General features: G+C 72.3%; 19 protein-coding genes and 1 riboswitch. Of the genes, 7 read left to right on the top strand and 12 right to left on the bottom strand.

Translation table 11 applies throughout. The features are described from left to right. Positions 1 to 2: 2 nt before the first annotated feature. Positions 3 to 716 carry a lysophospholipid acyltransferase family protein gene (locus ABZ470_RS06885; RefSeq protein WP_352008869.1) on the bottom strand — a complete coding sequence of 238 codons (714 nt, stop codon included), beginning with the start codon at positions 714 to 716 and terminating at the stop codon, positions 3 to 5. Positions 717 to 864: 148 nt separating this feature from the next. Between ABZ470_RS06885 and ABZ470_RS06890 the strand changes: the two genes are divergently transcribed. Next, positions 865 to 1,629: an alpha/beta fold hydrolase gene (locus ABZ470_RS06890; RefSeq protein WP_352008868.1), complete on the top strand. Its 765-nt coding sequence runs from the start codon at positions 865 to 867 to the stop codon at positions 1,627 to 1,629. Positions 1,630 to 1,675: 46 nt separating this feature from the next. Next, positions 1,676 to 2,143: a hypothetical protein gene (locus ABZ470_RS06895; protein WP_362775318.1), complete on the top strand. Its 468-nt coding sequence runs from the start codon at positions 1,676 to 1,678 to the stop codon at positions 2,141 to 2,143. Between the two features lie 60 nt (positions 2,144 to 2,203). On the opposite strand, the gene ABZ470_RS06900 is transcribed toward ABZ470_RS06895, so the two are convergent. The 7 genes from ABZ470_RS06900 to ABZ470_RS06930 all read right to left on the bottom strand — a co-directional run bounded on the left by ABZ470_RS06900 (position 2,204) and on the right by ABZ470_RS06930 (position 8,023). Then, positions 2,204 to 3,331 (bottom strand): hypothetical protein, encoded by a 1,128-nt coding sequence (locus ABZ470_RS06900; RefSeq protein ID WP_362910508.1) that lies wholly within the window; start codon positions 3,329 to 3,331, stop codon positions 2,204 to 2,206. A gap of 126 nt (positions 3,332 to 3,457) precedes the next feature. Next, positions 3,458 to 4,129: an endonuclease/exonuclease/phosphatase family protein gene (locus tag ABZ470_RS06905; RefSeq protein WP_362910510.1), complete on the bottom strand. Its 672-nt coding sequence runs from the start codon at positions 4,127 to 4,129 to the stop codon at positions 3,458 to 3,460. A gap of 50 nt (positions 4,130 to 4,179) precedes the next feature. Then, on the bottom strand, positions 4,180 to 5,124 hold the full coding sequence (locus ABZ470_RS06910; protein WP_352008864.1) for an ROK family glucokinase: 945 nt from the start codon (positions 5,122 to 5,124) through the stop codon (positions 4,180 to 4,182). Positions 5,125 to 5,146: 22 nt separating this feature from the next. Continuing rightward, complete coding sequence (locus tag ABZ470_RS06915) at positions 5,147 to 5,596, bottom strand: DUF5304 family protein (RefSeq protein WP_362775313.1); 450 nt, start codon at positions 5,594 to 5,596, stop codon at positions 5,147 to 5,149. After that, on the bottom strand, positions 5,589 to 6,758 hold the full coding sequence (locus ABZ470_RS06920; RefSeq protein ID WP_352008862.1) for a TRC40/GET3/ArsA family transport-energizing ATPase: 1,170 nt from the start codon (positions 6,756 to 6,758) through the stop codon (positions 5,589 to 5,591). Before ABZ470_RS06920 ends, ABZ470_RS06915 begins: the two co-directional genes overlap by 8 nt. Positions 6,759 to 6,774: 16 nt before the next feature. After that, complete coding sequence (locus tag ABZ470_RS06925) at positions 6,775 to 7,212, bottom strand: SRPBCC family protein (RefSeq protein WP_352008861.1); 438 nt, start codon at positions 7,210 to 7,212, stop codon at positions 6,775 to 6,777. Between the two features lie 43 nt (positions 7,213 to 7,255). Continuing rightward, positions 7,256 to 8,023, bottom strand: coding sequence for a metallophosphoesterase (locus tag ABZ470_RS06930; RefSeq protein WP_352008860.1), 768 nt, complete (start codon positions 8,021 to 8,023; stop codon positions 7,256 to 7,258). A gap of 196 nt (positions 8,024 to 8,219) precedes the next feature. Here ABZ470_RS06930 and ABZ470_RS06935 point away from each other — a divergent pair, with 196 nt between their 5' ends. The 5 genes from ABZ470_RS06935 to ABZ470_RS06955 all read left to right on the top strand — a co-directional run bounded on the left by ABZ470_RS06935 (position 8,220) and on the right by ABZ470_RS06955 (position 13,261). Next, positions 8,220 to 10,028 carry an AMP-dependent synthetase/ligase gene (locus tag ABZ470_RS06935; protein WP_362910512.1) on the top strand — a complete coding sequence of 603 codons (1,809 nt, stop codon included), beginning with the start codon at positions 8,220 to 8,222 and terminating at the stop codon, positions 10,026 to 10,028. A gap of 160 nt (positions 10,029 to 10,188) precedes the next feature. Further along, on the top strand, positions 10,189 to 10,599 hold the full coding sequence (locus ABZ470_RS06940) for a helix-turn-helix transcriptional regulator (RefSeq protein ID WP_352008858.1): 411 nt from the start codon (positions 10,189 to 10,191) through the stop codon (positions 10,597 to 10,599). A 16-nt stretch (positions 10,600 to 10,615) separates the two neighbouring features. Then, positions 10,616 to 11,383 (top strand): molybdate ABC transporter substrate-binding protein, encoded by a 768-nt coding sequence (gene modA, locus ABZ470_RS06945; protein ID WP_362910514.1) that lies wholly within the window; start codon positions 10,616 to 10,618, stop codon positions 11,381 to 11,383. 4 nt (positions 11,384 to 11,387) lie between these two features. Then, positions 11,388 to 12,200, top strand: a complete 813-nt coding sequence (locus tag ABZ470_RS06950; RefSeq protein ID WP_362910516.1) for an ABC transporter permease — start codon at positions 11,388 to 11,390, stop codon at positions 12,198 to 12,200. Between the two features lie 29 nt (positions 12,201 to 12,229). Further along, positions 12,230 to 13,261 (top strand): ABC transporter ATP-binding protein, encoded by a 1,032-nt coding sequence (locus ABZ470_RS06955; protein WP_362910991.1) that lies wholly within the window; start codon positions 12,230 to 12,232, stop codon positions 13,259 to 13,261. Positions 13,262 to 13,270: 9 nt separating this feature from the next. On the opposite strand, the gene ABZ470_RS06960 is transcribed toward ABZ470_RS06955, so the two are convergent. The 4 genes from ABZ470_RS06960 to ABZ470_RS06975 all read right to left on the bottom strand — a co-directional run bounded on the left by ABZ470_RS06960 (position 13,271) and on the right by ABZ470_RS06975 (position 16,933). Continuing rightward, entirely contained in the window at positions 13,271 to 14,389 is a 1,119-nt protein-coding gene (locus ABZ470_RS06960) for a glycosyltransferase family 4 protein (protein ID WP_362910518.1), read from the bottom strand. Beyond that, the gene (locus tag ABZ470_RS06965; RefSeq protein WP_362910520.1) at positions 14,386 to 15,675 is read right to left on the bottom strand and encodes a M48 family metallopeptidase; all 1,290 of its coding nucleotides are present in this window, start codon (positions 15,673 to 15,675) and stop codon (positions 14,386 to 14,388) included. Before ABZ470_RS06965 ends, ABZ470_RS06960 begins: the two co-directional genes overlap by 4 nt. Beyond that, positions 15,672 to 16,454 carry a hypothetical protein gene (locus tag ABZ470_RS06970; RefSeq protein WP_362910522.1) on the bottom strand — a complete coding sequence of 261 codons (783 nt, stop codon included), beginning with the start codon at positions 16,452 to 16,454 and terminating at the stop codon, positions 15,672 to 15,674. Before ABZ470_RS06970 ends, ABZ470_RS06965 begins: the two co-directional genes overlap by 4 nt. A 95-nt stretch (positions 16,455 to 16,549) precedes the next feature. Next, positions 16,550 to 16,933, bottom strand: coding sequence for a C40 family peptidase (locus tag ABZ470_RS06975; protein WP_362775301.1), 384 nt, complete (start codon positions 16,931 to 16,933; stop codon positions 16,550 to 16,552). Positions 16,934 to 17,201: 268 nt separating this feature from the next. Continuing rightward, positions 17,202 to 17,360: riboswitch (cyclic di-AMP (ydaO/yuaA leader) on the bottom strand. Between the last annotated feature and the right edge of the window lie 277 nt (positions 17,361 to 17,637).

Here is a 17,637-nt window from a genome sequence, read left to right on the forward strand (position 1 = left end):
GCTCAGCCCCGGCCTCCCTTGGCCGCCTCCCTGGCGGCACGGGCGGCCTCGACCTTGGCGCTCGCTGCGTACTTGTCGACGTACTCCTGGCCGGACAGCTCCATCAGGGCGTACATGATCTCGTCGGTGACGGCGCGCAGGACCAGGCGGTCCTCCTCCATCCCGTAGTAACGGGAGAAGTCGAGCGGCTTGCCGAACTTCACGCCGGGGCGGATGCCGAGCCTGGGCAGGGGACGCCCCGGCGGCATCATCTCGAAGGTGTTGACCATCGCCCACGGGATGACCGGGACGCGCGACTCAAGCGCCAGCCTGGCCACGCCGGTCTTGCCCTTGTAGAGGCGCCCGTCGTGCGAGCGGGTCCCCTCGGGGTAGATGGCCAGGACCTGCCCCTCGGTCAGGATGCGCTTGCCGGTGCGCAGCGCCGCCTCACTGGCCTTCCCGCCGGAGCGGTCGATCGGGACGGTGCCGACGCCGCTGAAGAAGGCCCGGCTGAGCACGCCCTTGATCCCGCGTCCGGTGAAGTAGTCGGACTTGCCGAGGGAGATGACCTTTCTGGGCAGGAACAGCGCCCCGAAGAAGTGGTCGGCGAACGACAGGTGGTTGCCGGCCAGGATCACCGGGCCCTCTCTCGGCACGTTGTCCACCCCCTCCGCCCACGGGCGGAAGATGAAATGGAGGAAGGGCCAGAGGATGGCCTTCACCACCCAGTAGAACACGCGAGGCTCCTTCGGTCGGCATGTGGGACCTGGAGCAATCCTCCCACCTCCCGGACGGACCACCTACATCGCCAAACCACACATATCGACCTCTCGCAAAACACGCCCCAGTCGTGCGACGATCGGGCGAACCTTACAAGGAGCTGCGATGCCAGTCATGCCCGGCGCGGAGCCGTACCACCACAGAGGGGGACGGGTCGGGGTTCTGCTCTGTCACGGATTCACCGGGTCGCCGCAGTCGCTGCGTCCCTGGGCGGAGCACCTGGCCGCCGCGGGCCTGAGCGTCGAGCTTCCCCGGCTGCCCGGCCACGGCACCACCTGGCAGGAGATGAGCCACACCCGCTGGGAAGACTGGTACGCCGAGCTGGACAGGGCGCTGGCGGGCCTGCGCGGCCACTGTGACGAGGTCTTCACCGCCGGGCTCTCCCTGGGCGGCTGCATGGCGCTGCGGCTGGCCGAGGTGCACGGCACGGGCATCAGGGGGGTCGTGGTCGTCAACCCGTCGATCGCCAACGACGTCCCCATGCTCGCCCTGGCGCCGCTGCTCGGGCTGTTCGTCTCCTCGGTGCGGGGCGTGGCCGGGGACATCAAGAAGGAGGGGGCGAGGGAACTGGGCTACAGCCGTACCCCGGTCAAGGCCGCCGCCACCCTCCCCCGGCTGTGGGCGCTGACCCAGTCGGAACTGCACAAGGTCACCCAACCGGTACTGGCTTTTCACAGCCCGCAGGACCATGTGGTGAAACCAACTAGTTTGCGCATTTTGCGTGAAAAGCTAACCGGGGGGAACCTTGATGTTGTGGAACTCAACGACAGTTACCACGTCGCCACCCTCGACAACGACGCGGACCGGATCTTTGCGGGGAGCCTGGAGTTCATCAACGCGAACGCCTCTGTACCCTTGCAGGGAGAGTGAAGGCAGGCGGGGCATGCGTGGTCTCCGGGAGGGACGGGCCAGCTAAGTGACACCCCAGAGCGATGAGGACGAGGTCTGGCGTCAGATCGTCGCCTCCTTCAACGACACCTCCGAGCTGGACTCGGCCGATCAGCCGTGGCCGGACAGCGAGAACCTCCCCGCCGGCCCTCCCAGGAGGGTCGTCAAACCGCCGGAGGAGGCGCGCCAGCCGCTGCCCGAGGAGTTCGCGGGCCTCGGCCGGGGCGGCGAGGCGGAGACCGAAGACGACGAGGGGCACTACGTCCCTCCGCCACCGCCTCCGCTGCCCAAGACCGACACCGCGACCAAGCTCGCGTGGCTGGCCCTGTTCGGCGGCCCCGCCTACCTGCTGCTGAGCGCGGCGCTGAGCTGGCGGCTGCAGGGGTGGATGCTGTTCACCGCCGTGGCGGCCTTCATCGGCGGCTTCGTGGCGCTGGTCGTGCGGATGGGCGACGGCCCGCCGACCGACGGCTGGGACGACGGCGCCGTCGTCTGAGGACGGGCCGACGCAACGGCCCGGCTCCGATCCCGCGCGCCCCGGGAGCCGGGGCGGGCCTCAGGGCTCGACCGGCCGCCCGGCCGCGCCGAACCGCTCGACCACGTCTGTGTAGCGGCCCGAGGCGTCGACCACGTGGCCGACGGTCCACACCGTCCCGGTGGCCGTCAGGTAGGTCACCGACTGCAGCCTGATCGTCCTGGGGGCCGCGCCGTCCGCGCCGCGCACCGTCTTGACCCTGTGACCGTCGTAGGTGAGCAGGAACGCCTCTCCCGGGCGCTCCATGTCCACACCGGAGATCCAGAAACGGCCCTTCCTGTCGCCGGTCACGCCGTACAGGCGCACGTCGTCGCCGGGGGCCTTCACCCTCGACCAGCGTTTGCCGTTCCACGACAGGATCAGCGGGCCGACCCCGCCCGACCTCAGGTAGACGCCGCCGACGGCCAGCGCCCGCTTCGGCGAGTCGAAGTAGACATCCCGCAGGTAGCCGCCGGGCACCGCCGGGACGGAGACCTGCTTCCAGCGGTTCCCCGACAGCCGGACGACCAGCGGCCCCGTGCCGGTGTCGCCGACCGCCAGCCCGTCGCCCTTGCCGGACAGCGCGACGCCGTACAGGGTGCCCCTGCCCTTGATCTGGGTGAGCTTCCACTTCGTGCCGGTCTGGGTGAGGACCAGCGGCTGCTCGCCCCGGCGGCCGACCGCGGCCATCCGGCCGGGGAGCGCGGCGACCCCGGCGAGCCAGTCGCCGACGTGCAGCTTGTCGACGACCACCCGGTCGAAGGTGGTCCCGCTGCCCGAGGCGAGGTACGGCAGGCCGTCGTGGCCCTCACCGACCGCCCACACCTGGCCGGGCGCGGCGGCCACCGAACGCAACAGCCCCGCGCCCGTCGGATCGTTGCGGATGCCGACTTCGGTCCAGGTGCTGCCGTTCCAGTGGGTGAGCGCGCCGCGGCTCTGCCAGATGTCCCACACGCTCTCCTGGCCGACCGCCCAGATGTCGGAGGCCGAGACGCCCGCGACGTCGGACAGCGATCCGTCGCTGCTCAGCCGCGCGCTCGTCGGCGCCTGCCACGCCTCCGCGACGGAGGCGGGACGGGGGTCGGCGTGGGCGGGCGGCGACAGAGAGGCCGTCAGGAGCAGTCCTCCCGCGCACAGCGCCAGCGCACGCCGCGGAAGGCGACGGGTCATGCCCCAAATGGTACGGCGCCCGGCACGGCCCGTGTGCGTGCCCGCTGTAGTTGTCCTCCCGGCGGGGATCTCGGGGAGAGGCCCCGGCCCCGTCCTTTCCCGATCTCGGCGCCCCCGTCGCGCCCCTCACCCGGGTCTCTCGCCGGAGAGCGACAGCTCCGCGAGCACCGGCAGGTGGTCGGTCGCCAGCCGCAGGTCACCGGGATCGGCCCCGGCCACACCGCAGGAGACCACCCGCGCCCCGGGCGCCGCGAAGACCGCGTCGATGCGCACGCGCGGCGCCCGCGAGGGGAAGGTGAGGCCGTCGCCGCGCGGCGCGAGCGGGTAACAGTCGGTCAGCCGTTCCGTGATGAGCCGCCAGGCCGGCTCCCCCGCCTCCTCGTTGACGTCCCCGGCCAGCACGGGCAGCGCGCCGAAGCGCTCGGCGACCTCCCCGAGCATGGAGAGCGCCTGGCCCGCGTGGTGGGCCCTCGCGGCCGGGTCGAGGTCGAGGTGGACCGAGCCGACCGCGACCCGGTGCCCGCCGTACTCCACGACGGCCATCGCGATCGCGCGCTGTTCGAGGCCGGGAAAGAACCGCAGCAGCCGCCCCCGCCCGTGCAGCGGCCGTACGGCGGGGCCCGTCAGCACCGCCACCCCGCCCAGGCGGCGGCCCGCGACCACGGACATGCCTCCCGAGGCGGCCAGCCGCCCACGTCTGCGGCGCCAGCGCCAGAACCTCGGCGCCTCCTGCACGCACAGCACGTCGGCGCGCAGGGCGGTGATCACCCGCCCGAGCGCGGCCTGGTCGTCCTTCATCGAACGGACGTTGTAGGTGGCGATCCTGAGCGGCGCCGTCGGCGGCTCCCTCAGCGGATCCTGGCCAGGTCCGCGGCTCCGACCAGTCCGGCGGAGGCGCCGAGCTCCGCCAGGCGGATCTCGGCGATCGGGCGGTGCCCCCGGCCGGTCACGTTGGCGGCGAACGCCTCCCTGACCCGGTCGATCCACAGGTCGGCGGCGGTCGAGACGCCCCCGCCCAGGACGAAGCAGCCGGGGTCGAGGATCGCGGTCAGGTCGCACAATCCCTGGGCCAGCCAGTCGGCCATCGAGGAGAAGGCGGCGAGCGCGGCGTCGTCGCCCCTCCTGGCCGCCTCGGTCACGAACCTGCCCTCGATCAGCTCCGGCGTCCCGCCCGCGAGTTCGAGCAGCGTGGCGGCGCGGCCGGGATCGGCGCCGGCGATCAGCCTGGCCTCGGCGACCAGGGCGTTGCCGCTGGCGTACTGCTCCCAGCAGCCGAGGTTGCCGCAGCCGCACAGACGGCCCTCGGGGACGACCTGCATGTGGCCCAGCTCGGCTCCCATGCCCCAGCGGCCGCGGAAGAGCGCGCCGTCGAAGACGATGCCGCCGCCGATGCCGGTGCCGACCGTGACGCACACCAGATGGCTCTCGCCGCGTCCCGCGCCGAACCTCGCCTCGCCCCACGCCATGGCGTTGGCGTCGTTCTCCACCACGACGGGCAGGCCGACCAGGGCGGAGACCTTCTTCTGCAGCGGCTCCTCGCGCCAGGCCAGGTTGGGCGCGAAACGCACCAGGGAGCGCGTCTCGTCGACGAAACCCGCGGCGCCGAGCCCGACGGCCTCGACCTCCCGGCCCTCGGCCAGCTCCCCGACCACCTCGGCGATGCTCTCCGCGACCCGTTCGGGGTCGGTGGCCGGGGTCGGCCGCAGGAGATGCTCGACGATGCGGCCGTCCTCGTCCACGACGCCCGCCGCGATCTTGGTGCCGCCGATGTCAACGCCGATGGTCAGCGCCATTACCCGTCCTCTCTCCCCGGACTCATCCCAGGTCGATGTGCTCCACAGGGGTCTCCCGCTCACGCGCCCGCTGCCCCGGCGAGGGCCGGTTAAGCCCGTCGACGGCCGACCTGAACGCGGCGAAGAGCTCACTGCCCGCCTGCGTCAGGTGATCGACGACCGCGCCGCCCGCCTCGCGCTGCGCGGCCATCGCCCGGCAGACGGGGCAGGCCCGGCAGATGTACTCGTCGTGCTCGGAGACCGCCTCCTCCCACACGTCCCGGCTTCTCCCGCCACCGGTGAAACCACCGGTGAAGGCGCCGCCGAGCCCGCCGATCGTGCCCTTGACCAGGCCCTTCCGCAGCTCTTTGGCCGCCTTCTGCTGGATCGTCTCGAAGAGTTTGAACGCCTCCTCGGCCGCGTTGCCCAGCGGGTCCCTGCCGTCGCCCGTGGCGCCGGTTCCCGTCGTCGTGTTCTCGGTCTTCTCAGTCATCAGGCCCTCCCGTCTCGAACCGTACCCGGAGAAGGCCGTCGCGGAGCACCGCCTCCCGTACGGCTCTGCGCGCCAGGGCCGCGGGCAGCGCCAGAACCCTGCGGTGGAAGCCCGCGTCGACGATCAGTTCGTCGCCCTTGCGCGCCACGTTCACCTGGCTCCTGTCGGCCAGCGGCAGCGCCAGGACGAGCTCTCCCTCCGGGGTGATCCGCAGCGGCGGATCGCCCTGCGGCGGGGCGAACGGATCGGCCTGGCCGTACATGGCCTCGGCGACCCGGGCCAGGGCCGCGGGGCCGACGGGCTCGGCCTCAAGGTAGGGGACCGTGTGCACGGGCAGCGGGGCGAAGGACTCGGCGACCTCGGCCAGCCGCGCCGCCTGGGCCCGCACCCACCCGCTGCGCCACGGATCGGCGCCCTCACCCGGGAAGACCCGGTTGGCGATCACCGCGTCCACGCGGTAGCCGTACAGACTGAGGGAGGTGAGCGTACGGCGGGCCTCGGCGAGCACGACCGCCTCGGGGGTGAGCACGAGCCGGACGCTGGCCGAGGGGCCGGTGAGCAGCTCGCGGACCTCCAGCAGGCCGCGGTGGAACCGTTCCCCCGCTCCGATCACCTGGTCGTCGGGGACGCTGACCTGGGCCACCCTGCGCACCAGCGGCGCGACCGCGCGCAGCAGCCGCCTGCCCGCGGGCAGCAGCCGGTTGACGTGCCAGTCGAGGGCCTCCGGCAGGGCCAGCAGCCTGAGCGTCTCGGCGGTCGGCGCGCAGTCGACGACGACCACGTCCCACGCCCCGGCGCGGGCGTGCTCACGCAGCTGCAGCAGGGCGAGGACCTCCTCGGCGCCGGGCAGCACCGTGATCTCCTCGGCGGTGATCTCGTCGAGGCCGAGTTCGGCGAACAGTCCCCTGGCGTAGTCGCGCAACTCGCCCCACTGGCGTTCGAGCGCCCGCTGGGTGTCCACCTGGTGCAGGTAGAGCCCGGGGACGACCTCGGCCGGCTCACCCTTGGCGTCGACGCCGAGCGCGTCGGCGAGCGAGTGGGCGGTGTCGGTCGAGACCACGATCGTCTTCAGACCCTCCCCTGCCGCCCGTACGGCGGTCGCCGCCGCCGCGGTCGTCTTGCCGACACCACCCTTGCCGGTGAACAGCAGGATCCTGGTCACGAACCCTCCCCCTGGGTCAGGAACCCTCGACGCGCTTCTTCAACCCTCTCAGGGCGGTGTCGATGATGACCTTCTCCGCCTTACGCCTGACCATGCCGATCATCGGAACCTTGAGATCGACCGCCAGCTCGTAGGTCACCTCGGTGCCGCCACGCGTCTCGGTCAGGCGGTAACTCCCGGTGAGCCCAGAGATCATCCTGCCCGTCTCGGTGACACTCCAATCGACGGATTCGTCCCCGTGCCAGACGTAACCGAGGGTGTACTCGTCGCTGATCACCCCGGCGTCCAGGGAGAACCTGACGGTCTCCGGCAGGCCGTCGGACCCGGTGGACAGGACGCGCGCCGTTCTCACCTGTCCCGCCCACTCGGGATACGCCGGGAAGTCGGCGATCACCTTCATGACAGTGGGCCGGTCTGCGGCGATGACGATGTTCGAGGTGGTGCGGTCAGCCATGGGTTCACCGTACTCTTTCGACCGTTCCGCGACGATCTCCGGCTCACCACTCAAGCGCGAAGGGCACTCCCCTGCCGCGGAAGTGCCCGACGTTGAGGCACTCGGTCCTGCCGACGCGGGTGCGGGCGGCCAGCGGCTGGTGGACGTGGCCGAAGAGCGCGTAGCGCGGCTGGGTGCGCCTGATCGCCTCAAGGGTGGCCTCGCTGCCCCGCTCGAACCGCCGGGCGACCACGTCGTAGAGCAGTTCGGGGATGGCCGGGGGGATGTGACAGCACAGCACGTCCACCTCGCCGACCGCCTCGACCTTGCGCGCGAACTCCTCGTCGTCGATCTCGTTCGGCGTCCGGTACCGCGTGCGCAGCCCACCGCCGACGAAGCCGAAGCGCAGGCCGCCGATCTCGACGCTCTGCCCGTCGAGCACGTGGTGCCCGTGCCGGACGTAGTCCGGCCAGTAACGCGGCACGTCCACGTTGCCGTGGGTGATGTAGGCGGGCGTCGGCATCGCGGCGAAGATCTCGGCGTACTGCCCGCGCACCAGGCGCTCGATGTGGTCGGCGGGATCACCGTCGAGCGAGGCCCACAGCTCGGCCGTCATCCGCCTCGCCTCGTCGAAGCGGCGGGCCGTCCGCAGCCCCACGAGCCTCGTCGCCGCCTCGGCGCCGAACAGCTCGGGGAAGATGCCCTGGGAGTGGTCGGCGTAGTCGACGAACAGGATCAGGTCTCCCAGGCAGACCAGCGCGTCGGCACCGTCCGCCGCGCGGGCCAGGGCGTCCGCTCTTCCGTGTACATCGCTGACGACGTGGACCCGCATTCCGCCATCCTAGGTCGCCCGCGCCCCGCCGTCCCGGATGCCGTCTCGGGCGCCGCGACACGGACGGGCGGACATCGATCAGGAGGTCACGCCCGGCGGGGCTGATACCGTGAGACCGCCCCCGGGAACGCCTGGTGAGGAATCCGCCGTGACGACCTCCAGGCGTCCGCCGACCGCGCGTCCTCTGGAGTCACCCGTGCGTGAGTACAGCGTCCCCGTGCTCGTGGATGTCCCCCTCTCCTCCAGCCTGACCGACACGGTCTTCCTGCGCGGCGAACGGGAGCCCGGCAGGGTCTCGCTGCGCCGCAAGTCCGGCGACGACTGGGTCGCCGTGACCGCGGGCGAGTTCCGCGATCAGGTCCTCGCGGTGGCCAGGGGGCTGGTGGCGGCCGGGGTCGAGGCAGGTGACCGGGTGGCCCTGATGTCGCGGACCCGCTACGAGTGGACCGTGATCGACTACGCGATCTGGACGGCGGGGGCCGTCGGCGTGCCGATCTACGAGAGCTCCTCGGCCGACCAGGTCAGGTGGATCCTCTCCGACAGCGGCGCGCGGGCGGTCTTCGTCGAGCTGGACGCGCACGAGGAGACGGTGCGCGAGGCCACGGCCGACCTTCCCGGGCTCGGCCACGTGTGGAACATCGAGGGCGGCGCCCTGGCCAAACTGGCCGAGGACGGCGCCGGGGTGGACGAGCGGACGGTCGAGGAGCGCAGGAGCGGGCGCGGCGGGAACGACCTGGCGACCATCGTCTACACCTCGGGCACGACGGGCCGCCCGAAGGGCTGCGCGCTGACCCACGACAACCTGCTGTTCACCGCGAGGAACGTCGCGGCGGGCCCGCTCGAACCGCTGTTCACCGCCGACAGCGCGGCGTTGCTCTTCCTGCCGCTCGCGCACGTCTTCGCCCGCATGATCCAGCTCGTGCTGCTGGAGACGGGCACGGTCCTGGCTCACTCCCCCAACATGAAGAACGTCGCCCCCGACCTGCGGGGCTTCAGGCCGACGTTCCTGCTGGGCGTGCCCAGGGTGTTCGAGAAGGTCTACAACGCCGCCGAGCTGAAGGCCACCGTGGAGGGCAAGGGGAAGATCTTCCACGCCGCCGCCACGACGGCCATCGCCTGGAGCCGCGCCGAGTCGGCGGGCGGCGCCGGGTTCGGGCTCAACCTCAGACGCGCCCTGTTCGACAGGCTGGTGTACGGCAAGCTCCGCGCGGCCACCGGCGGCAGGCTCTCCGCGGCCGTCTCCGGCGGTTCGGCGCTGGGTGAGCGGCTCTCGCACTTCTTCAGGGGCGTCGGCATCGAGGTCTACGAGGGCTGGGGCCTGACCGAGACCTCGGCGCCCTCCGCCGTCAACCAGCCGGGCGCCAACAAGATCGGAACCGTCGGCAAGCCGTTCCCCGGCGTCACGATCGGCATCGCCGACGACGGTGAGGTGCTGGTCAAGGGCCGCCACGTCTTCAACGGCTACTGGAACGACGAGAAGGCGACCGCCGAGGTCGTCGACACCGACGGCTGGTTCCACACCGGCGATGTCGGCGAGCTCGACCGGGACGGCTACCTGCGCATCACCGGGCGCAAGAAGGAGATCATCGTCACCGCCGCGGGCAAGAACGTCTCCCCCGGGCCGATGGAGGACCGCATCCGCGCCCACCCCCTGGTCAGCCAGGCGATGGTGGTCGGCGACGGCAGGCCGTTCGTCGCGGCGCTGGTGACGCTCGACCCGGAGGCGCTCGACCGGTGGAAGACGGCCAACGGCAGGGCGGGGGCGAGCGTCGCCGACCTCAGCCACGACCCGGCGATCCACGCCGAGGTGCAGAAGGCCGTCGACGAGGCCAACAGGGCGGTCTCGAAGGCCGAGCAGATCAAGAAGTTCACCGTGCTCGACATCGACCTCACCGAGGAGAGCGGGCACGTCACCCCCTCGATGAAGATCAAGCGCGCCGTGGTCGCCCGTGACTTCGCCGACCGGATCGACGCCCTGTACGGCGGCGCCGTGCACACCCCCTGACCGCTCCTCTTTCCGCCGCGGTGACCGGCCAGGTCACCGCGGCTTTCACATTCCCACACCCCGAGCGTCGCGGATGCGACACCAGGACACCCTCTGGTCACGCGCCTGCGAGAGAGCCCGGCTCTTGTGCCTGGAATATGCGAAGGTATGGTGATTGTTCGTGACGACGTTTCGGATCAGCGAAGCCGCCACGCTGCTCGGGGTCAGCCCCGACACCGTCCGCAGGTGGATCGACGCCGGCAGGCTCGCCGCCCGCCGGGACGGCAACGGCCACCGAACGGTCGAGGGGGCCGACCTGGCCGCCTTCGCCCGCTCGCAGATCGAGACGGGCGGCGGCTCCGGGCGCTCCTCGGCGCGCAACCGCCTGCGCGGGATCGTGACCGAGGTGATCAAGGACTCGGTGATGGCCCAGGTGGAGATCGCCGCCGGGCCGTACCGGGTGGTTTCGCTGATGAGCCGCCAGGCCGCCGACGAACTCGGCCTGGAGGCGGGAGTGGTGGCGGTCGCCGTGATCAAGTCCACCAACGTCGTCGTGGAGATCGCCGATCCCGCTCGCACGGTGGGTCAGTAAGGAGACCTCGTTGCCCATGCGGCCGACCACGTTCCGCCCCGTCCTCGCCCTCGCCCTCGTGCTCACGACGACCCTGTCCGGCTGCGGCTCCCGGGACGCCTCCTCCGGCGGGGCGACGACGCTGACCGTGTTCGCCGCGGCGTCGCTGACCGGAACGTTCACCGAGCTGGGCAGGGTCTTCGAGGCCGAGAACCCGGGCACCACGGTGCGGTTCAACTTCGGCTCAAGCGCCACGCTGGCCCAGCAGATCGTCCAGGGCGCCCCCGCCGACGTCTTCGCCGCCGCCAGTCCCGCCACGATGAGGACCGTCACCGACGCCTCCCTGGCCGCGGCCCCGGTCACGTTCGTGCGCAACACGCTGCAGATCGCCGTGCCCGTGGACAACCCCGCCAAGGTCGACGACCTGAAGGACCTCACCGGCCCCGGGGTCAAGGTCGCCCTGTGCGCCGTTCAGGTGCCGTGCGGCGCCGCAGCCGCCAAGGCGCTCGACGCCGCGGGCCTCAAGGTCACCCCGGTCACCCTGGAGCAGGACGTCAAGGCGACCCTGACCAAGGTCGAACTCGGCGAGGTGGACGCCGCCCTGGTCTACAGGACCGACGTGATCGCCTCCGGGGGCGGGGTCAGGGGCATCGGCTTCCCCGAGGCGGGCGAGGCGATCAACGACTACCCCGTCGCGACGCTGACCAAGGCACCCGCCCCCGGCCTCGCCAGGAGGTTCGTCGACCTGGTGCTGTCGCCCCGGGGCAGGGACGTGCTGACCAAGGCGGGCTTCGAGGCCCCCTGATCCCGTGACACGCTCCCGGAGCAGGACATACGGAAGCCGGGGCCGCCCGCCCTGGCTTCTGCTGCTGCCCGCCCTCCTGGGCGTCTTCTTCCTGGTCCTGCCGCCGGCCGGGCTGCTGCTGCGCGCGCCCTGGCCGACCATGGCCGCGCGGCTGGCCGAGCCCCAGGTACTGCAGGCGCTGCGCCTGTCGCTGGTGACCGCGACCCTGGCCACGCTCGCCTGCCTGCTGCTCGGCGTGCCGCTGGCCTGGCTGCTGGCGCGGGTCTCCTTTCCCGGGCGGCGCCTGCTGCGCGCCCTGATCACCGTCCCCCTGGTGCTGCCCCCGGTGGTCGGCGGGGTCGCGCTGCTGCTGGTGCTGGGACGGCGCGGCCTGGCCGGCCGGTGGCTCGACGAGACCCTCGGCGTCAGCCTGCCCTTCACCACCGCCGGGGTCGTGGTCGCCGAGGCCTTCGTCGCCATGCCGTTCCTGGTCATCAGCGTCGAGGGGGCGCTGCGCGCCGCCGACACGCGTCTTGAGGAGGCCGCGGCCACGCTGGGCGCCTCCCGGCTGACCGTCTTCCGCCGGGTGACCCTGCCGCTGGTCGCCCCCGGCGTGCTGGCCGGGGCCGTACTGTGCTGGGCCCGCGCGCTCGGCGAGTTCGGCGCGACCATCACCTTCGCCGGGAACTTCCCCGGCAGGACCCAGACCATGCCGTTGGCGGTCTATCTGGCGCTGGAGACCGAGCCCGAGGCGGCCGTCGTGCTCAGCCTCGTCCTGCTGGCCGTCTCCGTGGTCATCCTGGCCTGCCTGCGTGACCGCTGGACGGGCACGCCGTGAGCCCGCGCGAGCGGTGGCCGCAGGGCCCCATGACCCTGCGGGCCCGCGTCGTCGTCACCAGGCCCTCCTTCCGCCTCGACATCGGCCTGACCGTCGCCCCCGGCCAGGTCGTCGCGCTGCTCGGCCCGAACGGCGCGGGCAAGACGACCGCGCTGCGCGCCCTGGCCGGGCTCACCCCCATGGACGACGGCCACATCACCCTGGACGGGCGTCCCCTGCACACGCTGCCGGCCGAACACCGCCCGGTCGGCATGGTCTTCCAGGACTATCTGCTCTTCCCCCACCTCTCCGCCCTGGAGAACGTCGCCTTCGGACCGCGCTGCCAGGGAGCAGGCCGGGCGCGGGCACGCCGTACGGCCGCCGAATGGCTGAGGCGGGTCGGCCTTGAGGAGCACGCGGCGACCAGGCCGGGGCGCCTGTCGGGCGGGCAGGCCCAGCGGGTCGCCCTGGCCCGTGCCCTTGCCGCCGAGCCGCGCCTGCTGCTGCTGGACGAGCCGCTGGCCGCGCTGGACGCTCACACCCGGCTGGAGATCCGCTCCCGGCTGCGCCGCCACCTGGCCGACTTCGACGGCGCGACCGTCCTGGTCACCCACGACCCGCTGGACGCCATGGTCCTGGCCGACCTGCTGGTCGTCGTCGAGGACGGCACGGTCGTGCAGGAGGGCGCCCCGGCCGAGGTGGCCCGCCGCCCGCGCACCGACTACGTGGCCCGTCTGGTCGGCCTCAACCTCCACCGGGGTGTCGGGGCCGGGTCGCGGGTCACCGTCGGTGAGGTGCGTTTCAGCGTGGCCGATCCCGTCCAGGGTCCGGCGTTCGTGGCGTTCTCCCCGTCGGCGGTCGCCCTGTACCGGACCCGCCCCGACGGGAGTCCGCGCAACCTGTGGCGGGCCGTGATCGAGGGCGTGGAACGCCACGGCGACAGCGTCCGCGTGCACCTGGAGGGGCCGCTGCCCGTCGCAGCCGACGTGACCACCGCCGCGGTCGCCGAGCTGGGCTTGGCCCCCGGGCAGTCGATCTGGGCCTCGGTCAAGGCGACCGAGACCCACGCCTATCCGGCCTGACCCGGCCGCTCAGGGCCCGGCGTCGAGCAGATGGGCGAAGCGGCCGGTGACGTGGCTCCAGTCCCACTCCCGCTCGGTCCAGGCGCGCCCGCGCTCCCCCATCTCCCTGGCCCGCGCCGGGTCGCCGAGCAGGCGGACCAGTGCCCCGGCGACCTCCTCCGGGCGGGAGCCGTCGACGACCAGGCCCGTCTCGCCGTCCAGCACCGCATCCGGGGCGCCGCCTGAGGAGCCCGCGACCACGGGCAGCCCGGTCGCCGAGGCCTCCAGGTAGACGATGCCGAGCCCCTCCACGTCGAGACCCCCCAGCCTCGTACGGCACGGCATGGCGAAGACGTCTCCCGCGTCGAGGTAGCCGGGCAGCGACGCCCACGGGACCGGGCCGGTCATCATGACCGAGCCGCCCAGGGGCCGGGCCAGGCGTTCCAGCGCGCCCCGGTAGGGGCCGCCGCCGACGATCAGCAGGACCGCCTCGGGAACCGCGCCGAGCACCCGGGGCCAGGCCCGCAGCAGGACGTCCTGGCCCTTGCGCGGCACGAGCCTGGACAGGCAGACCACGACGGGACGCCCCCGCAGGCCGAGTGCGGCGCGGGCCGCCTCACCCCCGGCGCCGGGGCGGAACAGGCCGGTGTCGACGCCGGGGGCGAGCCGTACCAGGCGGTCCTGGGGGATCACCCTGGCCAGGCGCCGCCGGGTGTACTCCCCCAGGTAGGTCACCGTGTCCGCGTGCGCGCCGATCCTGGCCAGCAGTCTTCCGACGGCCGGGACCGCGGCCCAGGCGGCCTCGTGGCCGTGGGTGAGCATGACGATCCGCCGCGCCCCGGCCGCGCGCATCCTGGGCGCGAGCAGGCCGAGCGGCGCCGCCGCCCCGAAGACCACCGTCTCGCACTTGAACTCGGCCACCAGCCGGGCGGCCCTGCGGGCGACCTGCCGGGTGGGCAGCATCAGGGAGGTGGGGTGACGCACGACCGGGTACGGCTGCCGCGCGTCGAAGGCCGTGGCCCCCGGCCAGCTCGGGGCGTAGACCACCACCGTCTCCGGCGGCCGGCCCGCGGCCAGGCCGTGCACGAACGACTGGATGCCCCCGGCCCTGGGCGGGAAGTCGTTGGTGACGATCAGTGTGCGGGTCACGGTTCCCCGGCGCCGTTCAGCAGGGCCCAGGAGCGGGCCATGGCGATGCGCTGCGGTGTCGTGGGATGAGACACATAGAGCAGATATTCAATGACATCTGGCGACAAATCAGAAATGTTGGTGATCGCGAGCCGCTTCTGCATGGCCGTGAACGTCTCGGGCCGCCGTGTCAGGTCGAGCGCGTGCGCGTCGGCGCGGGCCTCGATGTGCCTGCTGATCACGTTCTGCGCCGGCCCCGACAGCACGGTCGCCAGACTCAGCAGCCCCATCAGGAGCCCGACCGCCCTGGGGTCGGCGGCCGAGGGGACGCCGGTGCGGCGCCGTACCGGACCGGCCGAGGTGATCAGGTAGAGCAGACAGGCCCCGCAGGCGGCGCCGAGCGCGCCGACGAGCGTGCCGTACAGCACGTCGCCCGCCTTGGCGTGGCCGAGCTCGTGCGCCACCACCAGCTCGACCTCGTCGGCCGGGGCCCGCAGCAGCGTGTCGTAGACCACGATCCTGCGGGTCGCGCCGAACCCCGAGACGTAGGCGTTGAGCGCGGTCGTACGCCGGGAGGCGTCGGCCACGAGCACGTCCTCGACCGGGACGCCGTCCTTGGCCGCCATGTTGAGCAGGCCGGAGCGCAACTCCCCCGCGGCCATGGGCTTGAAGTCGTTGAACAGGGGCTCGACGACCACCGGGTAGGCGAAGGAGGCGAGCATGGTCAGCGCGAAGGCCCCGATCGCCGCGGGCAGCCACCACCGCCGGTAGCGGCGGGCCAGCCCGACCACGGCGACCACCATGATCGCCGTCAGCACGGCGCCGACCGCGGTGTTCTTGATCCGGTCGGCCGACCACGACGCCCAGGTCTGGGTGGACAGGCCGTACTCGCGCAGATAGGTCTCCGCCCACATGCCGAACGGCCAGCGCAGCACCGCGACGGCCGCGGAGATCACCAGCACGCCGAGCAGCGCCCGCAGCCACCACGGCCCCCGCAGGCGGCCCAGCAGCCGCGCGCCGAGCGGGGTGGCGACCAGTACCCCGGCCACGACCAGCGTCAGGCCCAGGGACAGGTAGGACGGCAGGCTCACCGCGGCGTCGAACGCCTCCGCCCTGGCGATCTGCGCCGGGGTGAAGTCACGGGCCGGGTCCGGCGCGACGTACGGCGCCGCCTCGGGCAGCGCCCGCCACGGCGTGGTGAACGCCACGACCGCCAGCGTGATCGCCCCCAGGACGGCGAGCGCGATCCCCGCTCCCCTGGCCCCGCCCCGCTCCCGCGCCGGTGTCTCCTCCACGCTCCGCGTCATGAGAGTTCCCTCCGGAGATGGTCGCGCCACGCGGCGGTGAACTCCGCGCGCGACAGGCCCAGCGTGCTGCCGACATCGCTACCGTAAAGCCTCACCAGCGCCTTCTCACCGAAGCGCTCCGCGACGTACCGGCACGCGAGCCAGGCCTCCTCGTAGGCCTGCGCGAGTCTGGGGGCGCCGGGGGCGAAGCCGTCCCCGGCGGGAAGCTCCGTGGGCAGGACGCCCGCGCGCACCTCGGCCGCGAGCTCGGCCGCAACCGTCCTGACGGCGATCCCCGCGTCCCGGTAGCCCACGTAGTCGGCGAACCCCTCCGACAGCCACATCGGGACCCGCCCGCCCCTGGTGGCGCCGGTCGCCAGATGGGTCAGCTCGTGGGTGATCACCACGTCCCTGCCGGTCTCGCTGAGCCTGGCGTATCCCGTCGGCACCACGACCACCCGGTCCGCGGTCGCCAGCGCGGCCAGCCCGCCGGTCCGCGCCGTCCCCGCGAGCTCCGCGGCCTCGTCGTCGGTCGCGGGCACCACGATCACCGCCCTGACCGGCCCCCAGATCCGCGCGATCGTACGGCAGGCACGGTCGGCCCTGGCCGCGAGATCACGCAGTTCGGCGGGCGGGACACGGTGGCCGACGACAAGGGAGCGCTCGCCCCGGACCACCTCGGCGGCGCCTGGCCACAGGTCGCGGGCCGTCTGCGGCGTGGGCCTCGCCCCGCCGAGCCCGGCGCCCGCCAGCGCGAGCATCCCGGCGAGCACGGCGCGGCGCCCCTTCGGGACGGACATGGCAGCCGATGCTAGCCGACTCCCCGGCCGGAACGTTCCCGGCAGGCGGCGGCCCCGCCCATCCACGGGAGGATGGGCGGGGCCGTCCGCCGCTGTCAGGTGCCGGGACGGACCGCTCCTGCGAAGGCGGACCTGTAGTACCCCTTCAACGTCACGATCCTGACCGACTTGCCGCTGCTCGGCGAGTGGATCATCTTGCCGTGGCCGACATACATGCCGACGTGGCCCTTGCCGTAGAAGAACAGCAGGTCACCGAGGTGCAACTTGCTCCACGAGACCTTCTTCCTGACCGCGCGGTACTGGCTGCCCGTCACCCGGGGGAGGGAGACGCCCGCCTTGCGCCACGCGTACTGGACCAGGCCCGAGCAGTCGAACGCTCCGGGACCGGAGGCACCCCACCGGTACGGATCGCCGATCTGTTTCCTGGCCGTCGCCACGGCCGTCCTGGCCCTGGACCGCTGCCGTGCGGCCCGGTTCATCGCGGCCTTCGCCGTGCGCTTGACACGGGCCTTCGCCGTGTTCGCGGCAGTACCCTTCGACGTGCCCTTCGATGCGCTCTTCGACGTGTCCTTCGCCGTACTCCTGGCCTGAACCGCGACCGCGGTATCCGTCGTCGCCTGTGCTGTTGCCGGCCCCAGTGCCACCGCTCCGGTTGAGGCGGTCAGCGTGAGGACGAATCCGCCCAGGTAAAGGCGGAAAAAGCGCGACAAACGGGGGTTTTGCAGGGTGGTAGACAGGATTTCTCCTTGGGACTTCCACTGATGCCTACCGGGTTAGCTGACGGGTTCGGGCTGGGAAGACGCCCTACGACGGCAAACGCGTCGATTCACCCCTGGCCACATGTCAAGGGCCGATGGTTCCCCGGCTCCGTGCCTCCTGGCTGCACGAACTCGGCGGGCCGCCGTGATGGGAACCGATCCCTTCGGGGAACGGCGGCCGACTGGATATCTATACGGACACCGGCCCGCAGGACCGGCATTCGACGCGGTGGCATGGCTTGCTCACTGCGACCGCCAGAAGGTACCTCGATCACCAAGCCCCGGCAAAGACCCCATCAAATACGAAGATCCACAAAAAGGTTTTCATGTTTACGAAAGGCCTGATAGTGCGGCATCACGATCTTATAAATATGACCCTTGTCACATTCGAAATGATCTTCCAGAGAAGCACAACAAGTGTCACA

The organism is Streptosporangium sp. NPDC020072, from assembly GCF_040631445.1.
In the GTDB taxonomy this organism is placed as follows: Bacteria; Actinomycetota; Actinomycetes; order Streptosporangiales; family Streptosporangiaceae; genus Streptosporangium.